We start from the raw sequence: 17777 nt of genomic DNA, 5'->3' as shown, positions 1-17777 counted from the left end.
ACAGCGCTCTCAGCAGCGCTCGACCACCGTGCCCACGCAGGCGCCAAAGCCGATGCGCCGAGCGCCCGGCGCGCTCGCGTGAGCGCGCAGCGTGATGCGGTCGCCATCCTGCAGAAAGGTGCGCGTCTCGCCGCTCGGCAGCGTGATGGGCTGCTGCCCGCCTTGCGTCAGCTCCAGCAGCGAACCGGCTTGGTCGGGCTGCGGCCCAGAGAGCGTGCCGGTGCCCAGCACATCGCCAGCGGCCAGCGCGCAGCCGTTGACGGTGTGGTGCGTGACCAGCTGGGCGATGGTCCAGTAGGCCGCGTTGGCAAAGTTCGACCGTGCCAGGCAGTGCATAGGCGCGCCGGCAGCGCGCATGGCCGGCGTGTCGATCCAGGCTTCCAGGGTGATGTCGAAGGCCCCGCGTTGGCGGTTGGCGTCGCTGTCGAGGTAGTCCAGCGAGGGTGGGTCCTCGGCGGGCCGCTGCAGGGCACGGCGGAAGGGCGCCAGGGCTTCGAGCGTGACGATCCAGGGGCTGAGCGTGGTGGCGAAGTTCTTCGATAGAAAAGGCCCGAGCGGTTGGTACTCCCAGGGCTGGATGTCGCGGGCACTCCAGTCGTTGAGCAGCGTCAGGCCGGCAATGTGGGCCTCGGCTTCGCCCAGCCGCACGGCCTGACCGCGCAGGTTGGGCTGGCCGACGATGACGCCCAGCTCCAGCTCGATGTCCAGCCGCTGCGTGGCACGCAGCTCAGGCCGCGCCGCGCCCGGCGCCATCACCTGGCCTTGCGGGCGGTAGACCGGCTCGCCGCTGGCAATCAGCGTCGAGGCGCGGCCGTGGTAGCCGATGGGCACCCAGCGGTAGTTGGGCAGCAGCGGGTTGTCGGGGCGGAACAGCTTGCCGACGGCAGTGGCGTGGTGGATGCCGACGTAAAAGTCCGTGTAGTCGCGCGTGTCGCAGGGCAGGCCGAGTTCGACCTCGCTTTGTGCGTGCAGGCAGGGCGCCAGGCGAGTGCGCTCGGGGCTGCCTGCGGCCAGCGCGGCTGAGAGCGCGGCGCGCAGGGCCTGCCGCTCTGCGGGCTGTTGGAGCAGCAGGCTCATGTCGGCGTGACCGACGAAGCCAGCCGCCTGCAGGTCCAGCACCTGGCCGCCGATGGCCGTGGCGAGCCGCCAGGCGCTGTCGCCCGGGCGGCGGAAGCGGCCCAGCGGCAGGTTCTGGATGGGGAAGTCGGCGTCCGGCGCATTGGCCGATTCGACCCAGCTCGTGAGCGCCGGGTCGTGCGTGGCGTCCAGGGCGCAGCTCATGCCTTGAGCGCCTTCTCGTGCATCCAGGCCGCGTGTTTGGGCGCCCGGCGCGTGCGGTCCCATTCCTCCAGCATCGCCCACTTCACGGCGTCGAGCTTCTCGTTCATGTCGGCAGTGGCGGTGTCGCAGGCCAGCTCCAGGCGGTGGCCGTTGGGGTCGAAGAAATAGATGCTCTGGAAGATCGTGTGGTCGGTGGGGCCGATGACCTCGATGCCGGCTGCCATCAGCCGTTGCCGGGTGGCTTCGAGCGTGGCCAAGCTGTCGACCTTGAAGGCGATGTGCTGCACCCACTCGGGCGTGTTGGGGTCGCGGCCCATGGGCGGCGAGTTCGGCAGTTCAAAGAAGGCCAGCACATTGCCGTTGCCGGCATCGAGGAACACGTGCATGTAGGGGTCGGTGGCCTTGGTCGAGGGCACCTGGTCTTCGGCGATGGCGAGCACGAAGTCCATGTTCAGGTGCTTGATGTACCAGTCCACCGTTTCTTTGGCCGAGCGGCAGCGGTAGGCGACGTGATGGATGCGCTGGATTTTCATGCCGGCTCCTTCGACGACGTGGCCCCCAGGGACCCGCGGCGCAACTGGTCGCGTTCCAGGCTCTCGAACAAGGCCTTGAAGTTGCCCTCGCCAAAGCCTTGGTCGTTCTTGCGCTGGATGAACTCGAAGAACACGGGCCCGAGTGCCGGCTGGCTGAAGATCTGCAGCAGCAGGCGCTTGTCTCCGCCGGTGGTGCTGCCATCAAGCAGGATGCCGCGCGCCTTCAGGGCCTCCACCGGTTCGCCGTGGCCGGGCAAGCGCTCGGCGAGCATCTCGTAGTAGATGTCGTTGGGTGCCGTCAGCAGCGGGATGCCGGCCATCTGCAGTGCATCGACGCTAGCCAGCAGGTCGTCGGTGAGCAGCGCGATGTGCTGGATGCCCTCGCCGTTGAACTGCATCAGGTACTCCTCGATCTGGCCGCCGCCGGCCTTGCCCGACTCCTCGTTGAGCGGGATGCGGATCAGGCCATCGGGGGCGGTCAGCGCGCGGCTGGTGAGGCCGGTGTACTCGCCCTGGATGTCGAAGTAGCGGATCTCGCGGAAGTTGAAGATGCGCTCGTAGAAGCTGCCCCAGAAGGCCATGCGCCCCTTGTAGACGTTGTGCGTCAGGTGGTCGATGACTTTGAAGCCGTGGCCCACCGGGTGGCGCGGCACGCCGGGCAGCCACTCGAAGTCGATGTCGTAGATGCTGCGGCCGTCCTCGAAGCGGTCGATCAGGTAGAGCGGCGCGCCGCCGATGCCCTTGATGGCCGGCAGGCGCAGCTCCATCACGCCGGTGGCGATCTCGATGGGCTGGGCGCCAAGCTCCAGCGCGCGCTGGTAGGCCTTGTGCGAGTCCCGCACCCGGAAGGCCATCGCGCAGGCGCTCGGGCCGTGTTCGGCGGCGAAGTACCAGGCCGGGCTGTGCTTCTCGCGGTTGACGATGAAGTTGATGTCGCCCTGGCGATAGAGCACCACGTCCTTGGAGCGGTGGCGGGCCACGAGCGTGAAGCCCATGCGCTCGAACAGCGGTTCAACCACGCCGGCGGTGGGCGCGGCGAACTCGACGAACTCGAATCCGCACAGGCCCATCGGGTTCTCGAAGAGGTCAGCCATGGGAAGGTCTCCGGTCGTCGCGGCCAGCTGCGCGCCGTGGCACTTTATGCCTGCGAGGGCGGGCTGTGCGTGCTTGGCTTGGGACCCCATGAGCGAGGCCTTCTGGGGGGGCGGCGTGCCTAGAAACCGGGTTTGTGTTTCGTATTCCCGGGTTTGGCCTGCGGCGGGCGGGACGCGCGGGCGCGCGCAGGCGGGCGCCTCTAGAGTGCTGGTTTCATCTCTAGCTGAGCAGGTCGCCATGAAGCAGACGGCGCCAGAGTTGCCGACCGCCACCCCCGTATGGCTGCGCCCCGGGGTGGAGTGGTTCCGCAAGATGATGTTTCCCGGCAAGGCGGCGGTCGTGCTGGTGCTGCTGGTGGCACCGCTGCTGCTGTTGATGACCCTCTTCCTGCGTGACAGGCTGAGTGCGCTCGAAGGGACCCGCAATGAGCGACGCGGCGTTGCCGTGGTGCAGGCGGTGGTGCCTGCGATGCATGCCACGCAGCTCCTGCGTCGCGCGATGGTGGACCGGGCCAACGGCAAGGACAGGCCGGACCTGGAACAGCTGCGCGGCGATTTCGACAAGCGCTACGAGGCTGCCTTGGCGACCCTCCGGCGGGAGCAGGCGCACTTCGGCGGCAAGGCTGATCAGCACATCGCTCGCCTGCGGGCTGCGCGTGAGGCCGCCAAGGCGATGGACCCCAAGGTCCCGGCCGCCGAGCAGCGTCAGCCGCTGGTGACGCTCAATGCCGAGCTTGCTGGCGTTGTCGAGCACATCGTCGGCCTGAGTGGCCTGGCCCTGGATCCTGAGGGCGACAGCTACTACGTGATGCTGATCGCCATGGTCGACATGCCCGACTTGATGGAGTCCTTGGGGCAGACGCGAGCGGCGCTGGCCACGCTGGCTCTTGATGGCATCTCACCAGCCACCGTGGCGCCGGCAGCGGCATCCCTGGCCGGAGGCCAAGCCGTCGTCGCGCGGATCGAGCGCAGCTTCGAGCGCGCTGTCGAGTTCAACCCCGACCTGAAGCAGTTGAAACTCAAAGACGCCCTGCAGAGCACGGCAGCTTTCAGGAAGACGGCCGAGGCGACCATCGTTGGCGGCCCCGGCGCGCAAGGCGCAGACGCTGTGGTGCGTGAAGGCACAACCGCGCTGCAGGACCTGCTGCAGTTGCAAGGCCGGGTGGCCGAGGCGCTGGACGGCTTGCTCGCGCAGCGAGATGCCCGCCTGCGCACCGGCATCGCAGGCGCGGTCAGCCTGGTCCTGCTGCTGGGCTTGGCCGGCGGCTACTTCTTCTATTGCTTCTATCGTGCCGTCAGCAGTGGCAACCAGACGCTGGTGGTGCTGATGTACGAGATGGCGAACGGCGATCTGTCGCGAACCATCACCGTCAAGGGTCGGGACGAAACGGCGGTGCTGCTGCGCTCGCTGGCCGAGATGCAGCATTCCCTGCGCGACACCGTGGCCCAGGTGCGTGAGGCCTCGCATCAGATCATCGATTCAGCCGTGGAGGTGGCGTCCGGCACGGTGGACCTGTCACGGCGGACCGAGCAGTCAGCGGCCAATCTGGAGCAGACGGCCTCCGCCATGGAGCAGATCGGCGCGCGAGTGGCCAGTACCAGCGAGGGCTCGCAACAGGCGTCGCAACTCGCGTCGGGCAATGTGGGGCTGGCGCGGCGCGGTGGCGAGGTGATTGGCCAGGTGGTGCAGACCATGGATGAGATCCGGGCCTCCAGCCATCGCATCGGCGAAATCATCGGCGTCATCGACAGCATCGCCTTCCAGACCAACATCCTGGCGCTCAACGCCGCTGTCGAAGCGGCGCGCGCGGGCGAGCATGGTCGAGGTTTCGCGGTGGTGGCGTCCGAAGTGCGCGCCCTGGCCGGGCGCTCGGCCAGCGCCGCCCGCGAGATCAAGTCCCTGATCGTGGCCAGCACCGAGCGGGTCGAGGTGGGCAGCCGCATCGTCGGGGCTGCAGGTAGCACCATGAATGAGATCGTCGCCAGCACCGAGAAGGTGGGCGGGCTCTTGCAGGAGATCTCGACCGGTGCGAATGAGCAGACGGATGGGGTCAGGCAGATTTCCAGGTCCATCCAGGAGCTGGATCAGATGACCCAACAGAACGCTGCGCTTGTCGAGCAGACAGCGGCTGCGTCCGAGGCGATGCAGGAGCGTGCGCAGCGGCTGGTCGTCTCGGTCGACGTCTTCAGGCTGCCTTGACTCAGGCGCGTCAACGCGTCTTCGCCGACACGGCAACGATCTTGGCTGCCATGTCGCGCGTTGCTGCCGTGACGCCTGCCGGGAACGGAGGCGCCGTCAATGTGCCGGCTGCATCGGCACTCAGCGTGAGGGGGCGGTGCCAACGCCCGGTCTCGGGTTCAAACCAGGTCCACACGTAGCGCCCGCCCGGCTGAAAGTTCGCGAGCTTGGGTCGCACCGCACGGCTCTCGAAGTAGGCGAGCGCGAAGTCGCGTGCCGGCGTGCGTGCCAGGAAGGACCAACCGTCGAGCCCATCGGCGAGCGCGCCGGGCACGGCGCGGGGTGCGAGGTCCTGCGGCACGGGCGCGAGGTCCTGGTAGCGGGCGCCCTCGCACAGCACGAAGCTGCGCAGGTGCTGCATATAGGTCCCTGACGTGTACTGCAACGCCGTCCAGATGTAGGGCCGCCAGCCTGCGGCTTCGCCCGTGGTCGTCAGGTCGTAGGCCGCTGTGCCGTGCACATGGCCCGCGAGCGCGCCGGACAGCACGGAGCCATACATCATGGCGCGCGCAAAGTAGTTGTCGCGCGGCGAGTTCTCGTCGGGCGTCTCGCCGCCGGGGCGGTTGATGCTGTGGTTCCAGCCCGTGTAGTAGGGCTCCAGGTTGGCGGCTGGCATCGCGGGCTGGAGGTGGAACAGCTCTTCGATGGAGGCGTAGATGGCGTGGTTGCGCGGGTTGTTGCCCACGGTGTGCATGGTCAGCCACGGCGCCTGCTCGGCATGGCCGAAGGCTTTGTAGGTGGAACTGTCGATGAGCGTGGTGTAGGGCTGACCGAAGGGCAGGCCGCCGTACTGGCGGTGGTGGTGCGTGAGCGCGGCATTGAACTCGTCGGCCGTGAGGCTGAAGTCCTTGGGGATCCAGTCGAGGTGGATGCCGCTGAATACGAGGTTGTAGGCGCCGTAGCGCGCGACCATGTAGTTGACGAAGCGCGCATAGGACGCGTTGAAATCGAAGTAGCGCTTCCACGCGGGTGCGTTGTCGCGGCGGATGGTCTCCAGGAAGGGCACAAAGCCCTGGGCAGCAAGGTGCTGCATCTTGCGGTCGAGGCTGGCGAAGTAGCGCGGGTCGATGCGGTCGAAGTTGGCGAGGCCTTCGCGGTCGGGGAACACCTCGAAGGGGCGATGGCCCTGTTCGTCATGCATGTCCTTGGCCGTGGTGGTGGCGCCGTCGGGCGTCGAGATCTTGGCGTTGGGCGCCCAGGCGCCGAACTTCTCCCAGGCGTTGCGCAGGAAGACGCCGTCCTTGTTGGCGTGCGTGGCGCCGTGCGCGTCGGCCGCCCAGTTGGGGAAGGCGGCAATGAAGGACACCGAGTTGAAGCCCTGCCGCTTGCGCCAGGCCACCGCTTCCTCGAACGAGATGCCAGGCCCCGGCACATAGCCCGCAGCGGCAGGCACGCCCCGGTAGGGCAGCCGCCAGGTCGAGGCTGCGAGCCAGGTGTCGCCGAGCAGGAAGAAGGGCGAGCCATCGGCATAGACCAGCGCGTGCCCGTTGGCACTGGCACGCACAAAGCCGCGGCGGTTGGGGTTGTCGGCGATCTCGGCGTCTGACCAGGCCACCGCGCGCAGCGCACCGGCGCCGCCGTTGAGCCCCGCGTCGTCAGCCGGCGTGGCGGCCACCTTCCAGCGCCACTCGCCGGGCGCGGTGGCGACGAAGCGCACCTTGAAGGTCCGCCCGCCGTCCCAGAAGCCGTAGACCTTGCGTTTGAAGCCCGGGCCACTGAGCTCGATCCAGACCGTGACATCCACGTAGGGGTTGGCGTAGTCGCGCGCGGCCTCGAAGGTGATCTCCTGGGTGTCCCAGACGTGCACCTCGCCGGACTGGAGCCGGGCGTGTGCGACCCCGATGTACAGCAGGCTCGCGAGGAGGAGGAAGAGGCGTCTCATGGTCAAGGCGCCTTCGCGCTGCGAGCGACTTCGAGGTCCCGCGCCACCTCGTCGCGGATCCGCGCCCAGTGGAAGAAGTTGTCCGGGTTGGCCTCGAAGGCGTTGTGGTTGTAGTGGGTGAGCCGCATGTCCTTGTAGAGCGGGCGCGAGAGGCGGATCACCTCGTCCCACTGCGCCAGCGCGGCGCTGAGGTGCCGGAGGGCCGCTTGCCGGTGCGCCTCGCCGCCCACAGTGCGCAAGCGCTGCAGTTCGATGGCGCCGCGGATCTTGGCTTCCAGGTGCAGCCCGAGGTGCGCCCAGATCGCCACGTCAGCCACCTCCTGGCGCACGCCGTCATCGGGCGCGCGGCGCAGGTCGATGCCTTTGATCAGCGCCAGCGCCTGGCTCGCACGGGCATGCAGCTCGTCCGCCACCGCGATGGGTGTCTGCTTCGCAGTGGTGAAGCGGCGGCCCGCGTTGGTTGCCTGCACGAAGTCCTTGATCGAGACGTAGGCCGGGTCCAGCGGCGGCTGGTTGATGAGGGCCTCGACGCCGATGTACTTCGTGGTCTCGCCCTGCAGTGCGAGCAGGCCTTCCGCGTACAGGGTGAAGTCCCAGCGCGAGTCGTAGAGGCGCGCCAGCAGCAGCGGCGTTTGGCTTGCGTGGGCATAGGCCTGGAACAGCTTGGCGCCCGCGCGACCGAATCGCCGCGTGAAGTCGGCAGCAAACACCGATTCCGGCGTGTTCGGGTCGTAGAGCAAGCGGCCCCACAGTTTGTAGAACAGCCATTGCCGCTCAAAGGCCCAGTGCCAGGGCACGCGCTGGCCCTCGGCGGTGAAGTAGTCCAGCGCGGGGATATAGGTCTCCGAGCCCACGAAGTAGCCGCCGACCGCATCGGCCTGCCCATTCAGAGCAATTTGCTCGCGGATGAAGCTGGCATCGCCCCAGCGCAGCGCAAAGAAGTCCTCGTTGCGCACCTGCCAGACCACGCGGTAGTTGGTGGGCGTGGGCTTGAAGTAGGTGTCGCCGAGCTTGCCGCCATGCACCTTCACGAGTTTGGGCGTGGAGTGCCCATGCGACCAGTTGAACTTCATCTCCACCCAGATGGGGCCGGCGAACTGGTTGCCGAGCTTTTCCATCGCGGCGCGAGTGAGGCTCTCCACGTCGTTGCTCACGCCGGGCCCGGAGCTGAGTCCGGACGAGAAGGGCACGCGGTGGATCAGTTTCACCGGCCGCGTCTTGTTTGCTTCCTGCGCGCCGGCGACGTAGACCTCGTCCACAAACTGCTGGCGTTGCAGCGGTGTCATGCCGCCCATGCCCTCGCCATGCGAGACGCCAATGCCGTCGAGGTCGGGGTACTCCAGCAGCATCTGCGTGACGCTCTCGCGCAGGTAGCGCTTGGTCACGTCACTCGTGTCGCCGTCCACGTAGTAGTGCGGGTAGAAGTTCTTGGCGGCGGGGTTGTGCGCCTTCTCGAAAGCCTCGCTCACGAAGATGCTCCAGAACACCACATAGGTGTCCAGGCCACGCTCCTTGGCCATGCGGAAGATCTCGCGGTACAGGTGCTGCCACTCCGCGAACTCCGCATCCGTCCAGGTGCTGGCCTCGGGGAAGTTCGTGGGCCGCACCATGTAGGTGAAGGGGTGCATGGTCCATAGCGTGAAGGCGTTGAAGCGGTTGGCCACCATCATGTCGAGGTAGGCCTCCCAGAACTTCAGGTCCTTCATCGCGTCCGTGTGCTGGGCGAGCGCGGAGCTGGGGCGGTAGCTGTCCCACGGTGTGTTGAGCTTGATGCCGCGGAAGGCCTGCTTGGGGGTGTGGCTGCGCGTGCTCAGGCGGTCGATGCGCGTGCCGTTCTGCAGCTGCTCGCGCACTTCCAGCGCGCCATAGATGAGCCCGCGCGCATCGCCGCCGGTGATGCTGAGGTGCTGGTGCTTGGCTTGAATCGAGAAAGCCTCGGCGCCGAGGCTGGCGTCGATGGACATGTCCACCTGCACGGGCGGTGCGGTGCCTTGCTGCGGCGGTGCGCTGGCGCTCAACATGCGCTCGGCATAGCGGCCTTGCGGGCTGTCGACGCGCTTGCCGAATTGGAAGAGGCCGGCATGGGCGCTGGCGGACAGCGCGAGCAGCGTGATCAGCAGGACCAGGCGTTGGAACAAGATCGATCCCCGGCGGAGGTGGGATGCGGACTTTAGGCCCTGCTCCAGGGGCCTGCGGGCGCCGTTCTCGCCTCAGGCGCGGCGCTGGTACTGGCGGCGGTAGTCGGCCGGGGTGAGGCCGGTCTTTTGCTTGAACACCTTGTAGAAGCTGTTGCGGTTGTTGAAGCCGGCCCGGTAGGCGATGTCGGCCACGGTCAGCTCGGCGGACCCCTGCGCGAGCATCTGCAGCGCATCGGCGTGACGGCGGTCGTTAAGGTAGTCGTAGAAGCTGCTGCCCAGGTGCAGATTGAGCAGCTCGGAGAGCTGGTGCGGCGTGATGTCCATCAGCGCGGCCAGGCGGGGCAGGGAGATGTCGGGGTCGCGGTGCGGGCCGTGGCGCTGCATCAGCTGTTCAAGCCGCGCGGCCAGGTCACGGACGGCGTCGGGGCTGAGTTCGACGACCCGGGGCGGCGCGGGCTCCGGTGTGTGCTCCGGTGTGGGCTCCGTCGCCGGCTCCGCATCCAGCCAGGCCGGCGGATGCAGGGCCAGCAGGGCGATGGCATCGACATAGACGGCCATGCCGAGAGCGGAGCCAAGCAGCAAGCCAGCTGGGGGCAGGTGGCCGAGTTTGATGGCGGCGAACACGGCCAGGTCCCAGACGCTTGCCGCTACCAGGCCTCCGGCCAGGAACAGCAACCAATGCGCCCGGCTGTTGCGGTGCCCGCGTGCGAGCTGGCGCAGCCGCACCCGTTGGCGCCAGCTGGAGCGCGCCACAAAGGCGCCGTATCCCAGGGTCTGCAGCGCCAGCAGCGCCGCAAGCAGCGGCGACTTGGCCCAATCCAGCCCGGCCGCGCCGGCCGCCAGCGCGAGGGCCGCCGGCAGCAGGTGCCAGGCCCGGTCCCAAGCCCCGGTCGGCCAGAGCAGCGCTAGGCCGAGGCTGCGCAGCAGCAGCGGGCCGTAGGCCCAGGTCAGGCAGTGGCTCCACACAGCCAGCGGTGCCCAGGCCTCGCCGCGCAGCAGCAACACATAGGCATTGAGCGGGGGCAGCAGCAGCAGCGCAACCAGCACTGCCAGTGTGCGGCGCAAGGCCCGCTCGCCGGTCCGCGAGAGCAAGAGGCTGAGCAGGGTCCAGCTGCCCAGGCTCACGGCGCACAGGCACAGGGCCTTTTGGGTTTCGGTCACGGGCGCTCTCGGAGGTCCAGGCTTGGTCTATCGGGCAAAGGTGTCGAAGGTACCGGAGAAGCGGATCAGGCCGTTGGCAAAGTTCTGGTACCAGACGCCCGAGTTGGCCGTCTTGAAGGTGTAGACCATGGTGTAGGGCAGGGTGAAGAAGTCGCTGGTCTGCAGTGTTTCCTCGACCGCCGTATTGGCCGACAGGCGCTTGTAGGTGTAGCTGCCCTTGGAGTTGATGGTGCCGGGGCCAAAGCCCTGGAAGCTCAGGGTGCCGTCGGCGGCGTAGCTTTGCAGCACCAGGCCGGCGGCCGGGAAGCTGCCGGCGGGCAGGTCGGTCGAGACGGCTGACTTGATGATCAGCGGCACATGCAGGCCGGCGTTGGTGACCGGGGCGAGCACCTGCTCGGCGCTGGGCTTGCTGGGCGCGGTGGTGAAGCTGCCGCTGAGCAGGGCCTGCCCATGATTGATGTTCCAGCTCCAGCGGCCGTGGCTCGGGCCATCGAAGGTGTAGGTGAGGACGGAGCTGGCAGGGCCGCCCGGGGCAATGGTCGAGGTCTCGGTCGAGATCTCGACCCATTCGCCCGTGCCGCTGCGGCGCCATTGCGAGGTGCCCGCGGCCTCGCGATGGTTGGGGCCGCCCGCGCCTTGCGAGCTCCATTGGCCATGGGCCAGCATGCGCCGCACGATGGCGCCCTGGTTGGGATAGCTGCTGGCAGCCGGCCCCTGGGTTTTCTCGATCTGGAGGTTGAAGTCCTGGCCGATGAAGTCCATCGGGTGGATCGCGCGCGACGGGCTGCCGAGGTCGCTGGCACAGGCGGTGCCGGCGAGTGCGAGCAGCACAGGCAGGGCGAGGCGGCGGGTCAGGCGGGCGAGGTTGACGGTTTGCATGGGATCTCCAAAGTCAGGCTGAGCGGCCGCCCGTGCTCCTGGGAGCCGAGCGGCGGCGGCATGGTCTGACTTCAGGGCCCCGGAACTGTCCTTCTCGTTCGAAGAGGACGCATCACGACTGCGGGCCGTCGGGCCCGTTGTCGCTTCACGCGCCGACGGCGATGTGCCGCGTCACGCGCTCGATCACGTCCGCATCGCGCAGGATGCGCTGGTGGCCCAGGCCCTCGGTCACCCACAGCTCGGCGTCGGGCGCCGTGACTTGCAGGCGCTGCGACTGGGCCAGCGGGGCGGCGCGGTCGCCCCGGTCGTGGACGAGCAGGGTGGGCTGCTTCAGGCGGGGCCCGATCCATTCGGGCTCGAAGCTGTCGAGCCCGATGCCGGCGAGGCGCTCGATGCGTGCCTTCATGCGGCTCATCACGGCGGCTGAGAGGCCGAAGGTCTGCCCATACCAGGCCAGCAGCTGGCGCGGGGGCGACGAGGGCGAGATCAGCGCCAGGCGGCGCACCGGCAGTTCACGCGCCACCGCATGGCTCAGTGCCACGGCGCTGATGGAGTGCGCCACGGCGCCATGCAGGGGCCCGAAGAACTGCCGTGCCGCGTGCAGGGCCTGCAAGAAGGCGGGCATGTGGCTCTGCGAGCCGCTGCTGTGGCCGTGGGCGGGCATGTCGAGCAGGATGGGGTCCAGCCCGGCGGCCCACAGCTGCTCGGCCATGGCCTGGAACTGCCGCGCCTGCCCACCCCAGCCATGCACCAGCAGGACCCGGGGCCGCTGCGGGTGCAGGGGTGCATCGGCATGGCGCCAGGCGCACTGCTGCTGGCCCATCAGCTCCCAGGTCTGCGCACGCCAAGGTGCGGGCAGGCGCTGGCGGACCAGCCACTTCAGCGGCAAGGGCGTGCAGAAGATGGCAAAGGCCAGGCGCGCACCCGCTGATGGCGAGGTGGCTTGCACCAGGCGCAGGCCGCCGGCCAGGGCGCGCTGGGCCCAGCCGGCGGCGTAGAAGCGGTCGGTCGGGTTGGGGGCAGGGGAGGTGGCGGTGGGCGTGGTGGTCATGGGCGGCTCAATAGAAGATGAAGTCTTCGTTGCGCTTGGGGACTTGGCGGCTCAGCGCGGCAGCGCCTGCCACGAGCTTCAGCACCACCGCACCAACGGCGAGGGCGGCAAACACCAGGATGGTCAGCAGCATGGTCATTCCTTTGAAGGTTGTCGCACGGTCGTGCGAAATTGGTCAGCAGGGATGGGCGGGTGAGGGCAAAGCAAATCAGGGGTGGCTGGGGTTCAGCGGTAGTGGTCGAGCAGGCGCTGGTAGCTGACCCAGCCGCGCGCGGCGGTGTCGGGGTTGCGCAGGAAGCGGGCCTCGCGCATCAGGGCCATCATCAGCCCGTCAAGCTCAAAGGTCAGCTGGTCGAGGTCGGCGTCGGCACGCAACTGGCCGGCCTCCTGCGCCTGCATCGCGGTGCGCTTGAGCGACTGCCGCCAGCGCTGGATGCCGGCCATCAGCATCTCGCGCAGCGGGCCGTCGCGGTCGTCAAACTCGAAGGCGCCGGCCGCGTAGAGGCAGGCACCGCGTGAGCCCGGGCGCAGCGCGCGCTCCAGCCAGGCGCGCAGCATGGCGTCGAGCCGGGGCAGGCCGCGCGGCTCGCGCAGCGCCGGCACGATGATGTCTTGCTGGAAGCGGCGGTCGAATTCATCGAGCACGGCCTTCTGCAGCGCCTCGCGCGAGCCGATGCGCGAGAACACGCCGCTCTTGGACAGGCTCAGCCGCTTGGCGATCTCGCCAATGCTCAGGCTCTCCAGCCCGTCCAGCGCGGCCATCTCCAGCGCCATGTCCACGATGGCGGTCTGGGTCAGCTCGCTGCGCTCGGTCTTGGCTTCCATGGATCGAAATTTAGCACGGTCGTGCGAAATAGCAAGCCACAGGCCCACAGGACCCCGCTCGCCCGGGGGATTTGCCAATCGTCGTGCCGGCTGGCGATTCGTCGGCAGGGGCGGGCGCCGGTGGCCGGTCTTCGAGACCATGCGTTCCAGCCAGGCGCACACCGCGCTGCGCCCCAACCCGAAGGAGACCCTCATGAACGCATCCCCCAAGACCCTGTTCCGCCGCCTGGCCGTGGCGGCCACTGTCCTCGTTGCCGCTGTCGCCGCCCAGGCGCAGACCAAGAAGCAGTTCCAGGACCTGGAGGTCGAAGTCGTCGGCACCGGCAAGCCCGTGCTGATGGTGCCGGGCCTCAACAGTGCCGCCAGCGTCTGGCGCGAGACCTGCGCCGCCCTGCAGCCCCAGGTGCAATGCCACATCGTGCAGCTGCCCGGCTTTGCCGGTGCCAAGCCGGCGGCGTCGGACACCTTCCTCGCCCCCATGCGTGACCGCCTGCTGGCCTATATCGCGGCCGAGAAGCTGCAGGCCCCGGTGGTCGTCGGCCACAGCCTGGGTGGCGCGCTGGCGCTGATGATGGCGGCCGAGCAACCCGCTGCCGTGGGCCGCCTGGTGGTGGTGGACAGCCTGCCCTTCATCATGGGCCTGCGCATGCCCAGCGCCACCCCCGAGCAACTGCAGGCCATGGCCTCGCAGATGAAGGCCGGCGTCCTGTCCAGCCCGAAAGAAGCCTACGAGCAGCAGACCCGCCAAAGCGCCGCCGGCATGAGCAAGGACCCGGCGCGCATTGCGACCGTCATCGAGTGGGGCCTGGCCAGCGACCGCGCCACCACGGCGGCCGCCATGTCAGAGCTCTGGACGGCTGACCTGCGCCCGCTGCTGCCCAAGGTCAAGACGCCCACCCTGGTGCTCGGCGCCTGGGCGGCCTACGCCCCCATGGGCAGCACCGAGGCCAGCACCAAGGCGATCTTTGAACAGCAGTACGCGGGCCTCGCCGGCGTGCAGATCCGCATGAGCGCCGCCGGCTACCACTTCCTGATGTGGGACGACAACGCCCTCGTCGTCAACGCGGTGCGCGAGGCCGTCGCGGCAAAGTAAATCAGGCGCGGCGCCGACGATAGGCTGCCATGCCCAGCAACCCCGCGCCCATCAGCCCCCAGGTGGTGGGCTCGGGCACCGGGGCCTGGAAGGCGCCCAGCTCGGCAGCCGACACCGTGTAGGCGTGCAGCACGCCGGGCAGCAGCTGGTAGCTGCCATTGCCGGGCACGCTGCTCAGCGCCCCCGTGCAGCCGGTGGTCTGTCCCAGCGGGCACTGGATGCTGGTGGCATAGGGGTCGGCATCGCTGAAGCGCAGGTAGACGTCGAACTGCGTGCCACTGCCGTTTTGCGTCACGCTGTAGTCGTTGTCGGTGCCGGCCAGCACCAGGTAGCTGCCGTTGCTCAGCTTGGGGCCGATGGCCAGGCCCTCCCACTTCTCGGGGCTCTTGTTGCCCAGCGCGGCCAGGGTGTTGGCGTCGAGGTCAATCACCTGGCCCGACTTGCTGACCTTGGCATAGCTGGCCGCCGGGGCGGTGGCCAGGTTGAGGCTGGTCACGTCGGTCGCGCCGGCGAGGTCGATGCGGTAGACCTCCTTGTCGGCGGTGGCGAAGTCGGCGCCAATGCCCACGCCACGGTTGTTGCGCTCCAGCACATAGAACTCGTGGTCATTGATGGCCACCAGGGCCGACACGCCCTGGCCTTGGCCGCTGCGCTTCATCGCATAGGCGTACTGCGCCACCGCCTTGCCGGTGCTGGTGTCGAACTTGACGATGCGGTTGATGCTGCCGTTGCCGCCGCCCTCGTCAAGCGTGGCGCTTTGCAGCACGGCGTAGGCGTAGTTGCCATCAGGGCTGACGGCCAGGCCTTCAAAGCCCCGGTTGGTGCGCTTGCCGGCGGTGTTGCCGGTGTCGCTCGCAAAGTTGGGCGTGCCCGTGCCCGCGCTGCGCGGGATCAGGTTGGCCGGCGTGATGTAGGTGCGGACCAGCTCGCCGCTGCGCGTGAACTCGCGCACCGAGGGACCGTATTCGTCAGACACCAGCAGGTTGCCCGTCTTGGGCAGCACGACCAAGCCCTCGGGGTCGTGGGCCAAGCCAAGGTTGGAGACGGGGCTGGGCGCAATGCCATTGAGCGGGCTGCCATTGCTGCTGAAGACCACGGTCTGCACGATCTTGAAATTGCTGATCGCGCCGGTGTTCGCGTCCACGTCCAGCGTGAAGCGCTGCGCCCGGGTCGCATAGTCCAGCGTGCCGCCGCCGGGGCCGCGGTCCGACAGGCCCCACCACTCATTGCGGTTGCGGTCGTAGTAGATGTCCGAGAAGAACCCCACCCGGCCGTTGTTGACCGTGGTGCCGCCCGAAAGGTCGAGCAGGCTGCCGGGGATGGCGAGGCCGTTGACGAAGCTGGCGGCCGACGCCGCAGCGGGCAGCAGGGCGGCACTCAGGGCCAGGCTCAGAAGGCGTGAGGTGGGACGACATTGCACGGCAGGCTCCAGGTAGCAGGCATGAAAGCCGCCAGCCTAGAGACCGTGAATGAAAGGCGTGTGACGGTGCGCCGAACACCGGGCCCTAGCGCCCCAGCAGCCCCTTCAACCGGTCCTTCACCTTCTCCCGGATCACGTCCTTCTTCTGCTCGATCTGCTCCTTCACCCGGCCCAGCGCGAGCCCGGCGAGGTCGGGGCGGATCTTGGGGTCGGCCAGGGGGCCGGTGATGGTGACCGGGATGGACGCACGCTCCAGCTCGCTCATGCCCGCCGTGTCGCCCTCGGGGGCCTTGAGCACGGCGGCCTTGATGCGCCAGTCGAGCGACTGGTTGACGAGGTGGGTCGTGCCCTCGCCGGAGACGCGCAGGCGCTGCGAGGCGACGAGCAGGTCACGTGTGGTGGCCACGCCGTCGGTCAGCTGGGCCGAGGCGTGGAAGCTGTCAAAGGGCGTGCGGCCCCGGCTGGCCTCGGCACTCAGGCTGCGCTGCTTCAGCAGCGACTGGGCCTGGGCCAGCGCGTGCCACAGGTCCAGCCCCTCCACCGCGCCATCGGCCAGGTCGGCCACCACGCTGCCGCTGAGGCTGCGCACCAGGGCATCGCTGTGGCGGCCTTGGGCTTGCAGCTTGGCGGTGACGGTGCCGCGCCCGCTCAGACGCTGGGTCTTGGCAAAGTCCTTCATCAGCGCGGCCACGTCGATGCCGGCGAGCTGGGCGTCCAGCGCCAGCGTGGGTGTGGCCGGGCGGGTGTCGATGCGCACCTCGCCCTGGTACTGCCCACCGTAGACGCTGGCGCGCAGCGGCGCCAGGCGCGCCAGGCCGTCGGCAATGGCGATGCCTGCGCCCAGCTCGGTCAGCGTCAGCCCCGCCACGCGGATCTCACCCACCTTGAACTGGCCGTGCGCGTGCAGGGGCTTGAGGAAGTCCACTGGCAGTTCGATGGGCTCGTGCTTGGTGGCGGACGCGGCGGCCGCAGCAGCCGGGGCCGCCGACGGCGGCGCCTGGTAGCGGTCCAGGTCGATGCGGTCCACCGCCATGTCAAAGCTCAGCGCGCCGCTCGCGGGCGTGAAGCCCAGGCGCCCGCTCAGCTCCGAGTCGTCCAGCCGCAAGGCCAGCCCCTCGGCCTGCGCCTGCCCCTTGGCCCAGCTGAAGCTGCCCTTGGCAGCCAGGCGCGTCAGCCGCGTGGCATCGCGCGTGTTGGGCGCGGGCAGGCCCAACGTAGCCAGCAGGTTGCGCGGCGAGAGCTCGGCCAGCTCGAAGCCGCCTTGTAGCGCGGCGCCGTCCAGCAACTGCTTGCCGCTCAGCCGCCCCGTCAGCCGCGCGCCGGCCACCGTGCTGTCAAAGCTCGCCTCGGCCAGGGTCTGGCGGGCCAGGTCCAGGTCGATCAAGGGTGACTCAAAGCGCAGCGCCAGCGCCGCTTTGCCCGCGCGTGGCAGCGAGGCGTCCAGCTTCAGCTGTGCCAGCTGGTAGCGCTGCGCGGCAGCGTCCATGGTCAACGCAAACTGCAGCGCCAGCGGCATGGGCGCTGCGTCTGCCGAGGGCTTGAGCTGCAGCGCCATGCGCAGCGGCGTGGCCGTGCCCGGCGCCACGCGGCCCAGGTGCAGCTCCAGCTGGTCTGCCACCAGGCCCTCGAAGCTGATGCGGCTGTTCTTCACCTCCACCCCGCCCAGCTCCAGCCCGGCCGGGGCGCTGCTGCCGCTCTTGGCTGCTTCTTCCTTGCTCTGCCCCATCACCCAGTTGCCTTCACCGGCGGCATTGCGCTTCAAGGCCAGCTGCAAGCCGTCGATCTCGACCCGGTCCACCTCCAGCTTGCGCTGCAGCAGCAGCGGCAGCAGCTTCACGCGCAGCTTGGCGCTGGCGAGCTTGAGAAAAGGCTCGTCCCCAAACCCCGGCGGGTTGCCCAGCTGCGCCTCGCCCACCTGCAGGGCCAGCCACGGGAAGACCGACAGCTTCAACTCCCCCTGCAGCCGCAAGCTCCGCCCCGTCGCCGCCTGCACGCCCGCCTCGATGCGGTCCTTGTAGTCGTTGGGGTTGACGAAGAGCAGCACGGCGGCCAGCAGCAGGGCCACCAGCGCCACCACCCCACCCGCTGTCCACGCCAGCAGCTTCAATGCACGCATCCTGATCACTCCTGCCCAGGCCCATCGGGCTTGAAGCGATGGTAGATGCTGGCGGCGAGGCCGCT

Annotated in this window: 14 protein-coding genes; 2 read left to right on the top strand and 12 right to left on the bottom strand. The window is 68.7% G+C overall.

The features are described 5' to 3' along the window. Positions 1-9: 9 nt before the first annotated feature. Genes fahA through hppD form a run of 3 tightly spaced genes read right to left on the bottom strand, consistent with a single transcriptional unit; the run spans position 10 to position 2908 of the window. Positions 10-1281, bottom strand: coding sequence for a fumarylacetoacetase (fahA, locus tag ABDJ85_RS14710; protein ID WP_347705541.1), 1272 nt, complete (start codon positions 1279-1281; stop codon positions 10-12). Continuing rightward, a complete protein-coding gene (locus tag ABDJ85_RS14705) occupies positions 1278-1814 on the bottom strand; it encodes a VOC family protein (RefSeq protein WP_347705540.1) in 537 nt (178 codons plus the stop codon). The genes fahA and ABDJ85_RS14705 overlap by 4 nt, the downstream gene beginning before the upstream one ends. After that, a complete protein-coding gene (gene hppD, locus ABDJ85_RS14700; protein ID WP_347705539.1) occupies positions 1811-2908 on the bottom strand; it encodes a 4-hydroxyphenylpyruvate dioxygenase in 1098 nt (365 codons plus the stop codon). The genes ABDJ85_RS14705 and hppD overlap by 4 nt, the downstream gene beginning before the upstream one ends. Positions 2909-3146: 238 nt before the next feature. Between hppD and ABDJ85_RS14695 the strand changes: the two genes are divergently transcribed. Continuing rightward, complete coding sequence (locus ABDJ85_RS14695; RefSeq protein ID WP_347705538.1) at positions 3147-5108, top strand: methyl-accepting chemotaxis protein; 1962 nt, start codon at positions 3147-3149, stop codon at positions 5106-5108. Between the two features lie 10 nt (positions 5109-5118). Here the strand turns inward: ABDJ85_RS14695 and ABDJ85_RS14690 are convergent, their stop codons facing one another. The 7 genes from ABDJ85_RS14690 to ABDJ85_RS14660 form a co-directional block, all read right to left on the bottom strand. Next, positions 5119-7029 carry an apiosidase-like domain-containing protein gene (locus ABDJ85_RS14690; RefSeq protein WP_347705537.1) on the bottom strand — a complete coding sequence of 637 codons (1911 nt, stop codon included), beginning with the start codon at positions 7027-7029 and terminating at the stop codon, positions 5119-5121. Positions 7030-7031: 2 nt separating this feature from the next. Next, a complete protein-coding gene (locus ABDJ85_RS14685; RefSeq protein ID WP_347705536.1) occupies positions 7032-9167 on the bottom strand; it encodes a hypothetical protein in 2136 nt (711 codons plus the stop codon). A gap of 72 nt (positions 9168-9239) precedes the next feature. Next, positions 9240-10328, bottom strand: coding sequence for a helix-turn-helix domain-containing protein (locus ABDJ85_RS14680; protein ID WP_347705535.1), 1089 nt, complete (start codon positions 10326-10328; stop codon positions 9240-9242). A 27-nt stretch (positions 10329-10355) separates the two neighbouring features. Then, the gene (locus ABDJ85_RS14675; RefSeq protein ID WP_347705534.1) at positions 10356-11207 is read right to left on the bottom strand and encodes a hypothetical protein; all 852 of its coding nucleotides are present in this window, start codon (positions 11205-11207) and stop codon (positions 10356-10358) included. A 145-nt stretch (positions 11208-11352) separates the two neighbouring features. Further along, positions 11353-12258: an alpha/beta hydrolase gene (locus ABDJ85_RS14670; RefSeq protein ID WP_347705533.1), complete on the bottom strand. Its 906-nt coding sequence runs from the start codon at positions 12256-12258 to the stop codon at positions 11353-11355. Between the two features lie 7 nt (positions 12259-12265). After that, the gene (locus tag ABDJ85_RS14665; protein ID WP_347705532.1) at positions 12266-12391 is read right to left on the bottom strand and encodes a hypothetical protein; all 126 of its coding nucleotides are present in this window, start codon (positions 12389-12391) and stop codon (positions 12266-12268) included. 92 nt (positions 12392-12483) lie between these two features. After that, positions 12484-13083: a TetR/AcrR family transcriptional regulator gene (locus ABDJ85_RS14660; RefSeq protein WP_347705531.1), complete on the bottom strand. Its 600-nt coding sequence runs from the start codon at positions 13081-13083 to the stop codon at positions 12484-12486. A 193-nt stretch (positions 13084-13276) separates the two neighbouring features. On the opposite strand from ABDJ85_RS14660, the gene ABDJ85_RS14655 reads away from it, so the two are divergent. After that, positions 13277-14176 carry an alpha/beta fold hydrolase gene (locus ABDJ85_RS14655; RefSeq protein ID WP_347705530.1) on the top strand — a complete coding sequence of 300 codons (900 nt, stop codon included), beginning with the start codon at positions 13277-13279 and terminating at the stop codon, positions 14174-14176. A 1-nt stretch (position 14177) separates the two neighbouring features. On the opposite strand, the gene ABDJ85_RS14650 is transcribed toward ABDJ85_RS14655, so the two are convergent. After that, entirely contained in the window at positions 14178-15596 is a 1419-nt protein-coding gene (locus ABDJ85_RS14650) for an esterase-like activity of phytase family protein (RefSeq protein ID WP_347705529.1), read from the bottom strand. Positions 15597-15681: 85 nt separating this feature from the next. Next, complete coding sequence (locus tag ABDJ85_RS14645) at positions 15682-17712, bottom strand: AsmA family protein (RefSeq protein ID WP_347705528.1); 2031 nt, start codon at positions 17710-17712, stop codon at positions 15682-15684. Between the last annotated feature and the right edge of the window lie 65 nt (positions 17713-17777).

It is taken from the genome of Roseateles paludis (genome assembly GCF_039872745.1).
Classification (GTDB): Bacteria; Pseudomonadota; Gammaproteobacteria; order Burkholderiales; family Burkholderiaceae_C; genus Pelomonas; species Pelomonas paludis.
The sequence above is the reverse complement of the archived record's forward strand: the minus strand, read 5'-3'. Positions and strand labels throughout refer to the sequence as shown.

What these genes read in the sequence shown, in the direction of transcription:
- fahA (WP_347705541.1), bottom strand. Translation starts at nt 1,281, where the DNA reads ATGAGCTGCGCCCTGGACGCCACGCACGACCCGGCGCTCACGAGCTGG.
- ABDJ85_RS14705 (WP_347705540.1), bottom strand. Translation starts at nt 1,814, where the DNA reads ATGAAAATCCAGCGCATCCATCACGTCGCCTACCGCTGCCGCTCGGCC.
- hppD (WP_347705539.1), bottom strand. Translation starts at nt 2,908, where the DNA reads ATGGCTGACCTCTTCGAGAACCCGATGGGCCTGTGCGGATTCGAGTTC.
- ABDJ85_RS14695 (WP_347705538.1), top strand. Translation starts at nt 3,147, where the DNA reads ATGAAGCAGACGGCGCCAGAGTTGCCGACCGCCACCCCCGTATGGCTG.
- ABDJ85_RS14690 (WP_347705537.1), bottom strand. Translation starts at nt 7,029, where the DNA reads ATGAGACGCCTCTTCCTCCTCCTCGCGAGCCTGCTGTACATCGGGGTC.
- ABDJ85_RS14675 (WP_347705534.1), bottom strand. Translation starts at nt 11,207, where the DNA reads ATGCAAACCGTCAACCTCGCCCGCCTGACCCGCCGCCTCGCCCTGCCT.
- ABDJ85_RS14670 (WP_347705533.1), bottom strand. Translation starts at nt 12,258, where the DNA reads ATGACCACCACGCCCACCGCCACCTCCCCTGCCCCCAACCCGACCGAC.
- ABDJ85_RS14665 (WP_347705532.1), bottom strand. Translation starts at nt 12,391, where the DNA reads ATGCTGCTGACCATCCTGGTGTTTGCCGCCCTCGCCGTTGGTGCGGTG.
- ABDJ85_RS14660 (WP_347705531.1), bottom strand. Translation starts at nt 13,083, where the DNA reads ATGGAAGCCAAGACCGAGCGCAGCGAGCTGACCCAGACCGCCATCGTG.
- ABDJ85_RS14655 (WP_347705530.1), top strand. Translation starts at nt 13,277, where the DNA reads ATGAACGCATCCCCCAAGACCCTGTTCCGCCGCCTGGCCGTGGCGGCC.
- ABDJ85_RS14645 (WP_347705528.1), bottom strand. Translation starts at nt 17,712, where the DNA reads ATGCGTGCATTGAAGCTGCTGGCGTGGACAGCGGGTGGGGTGGTGGCG.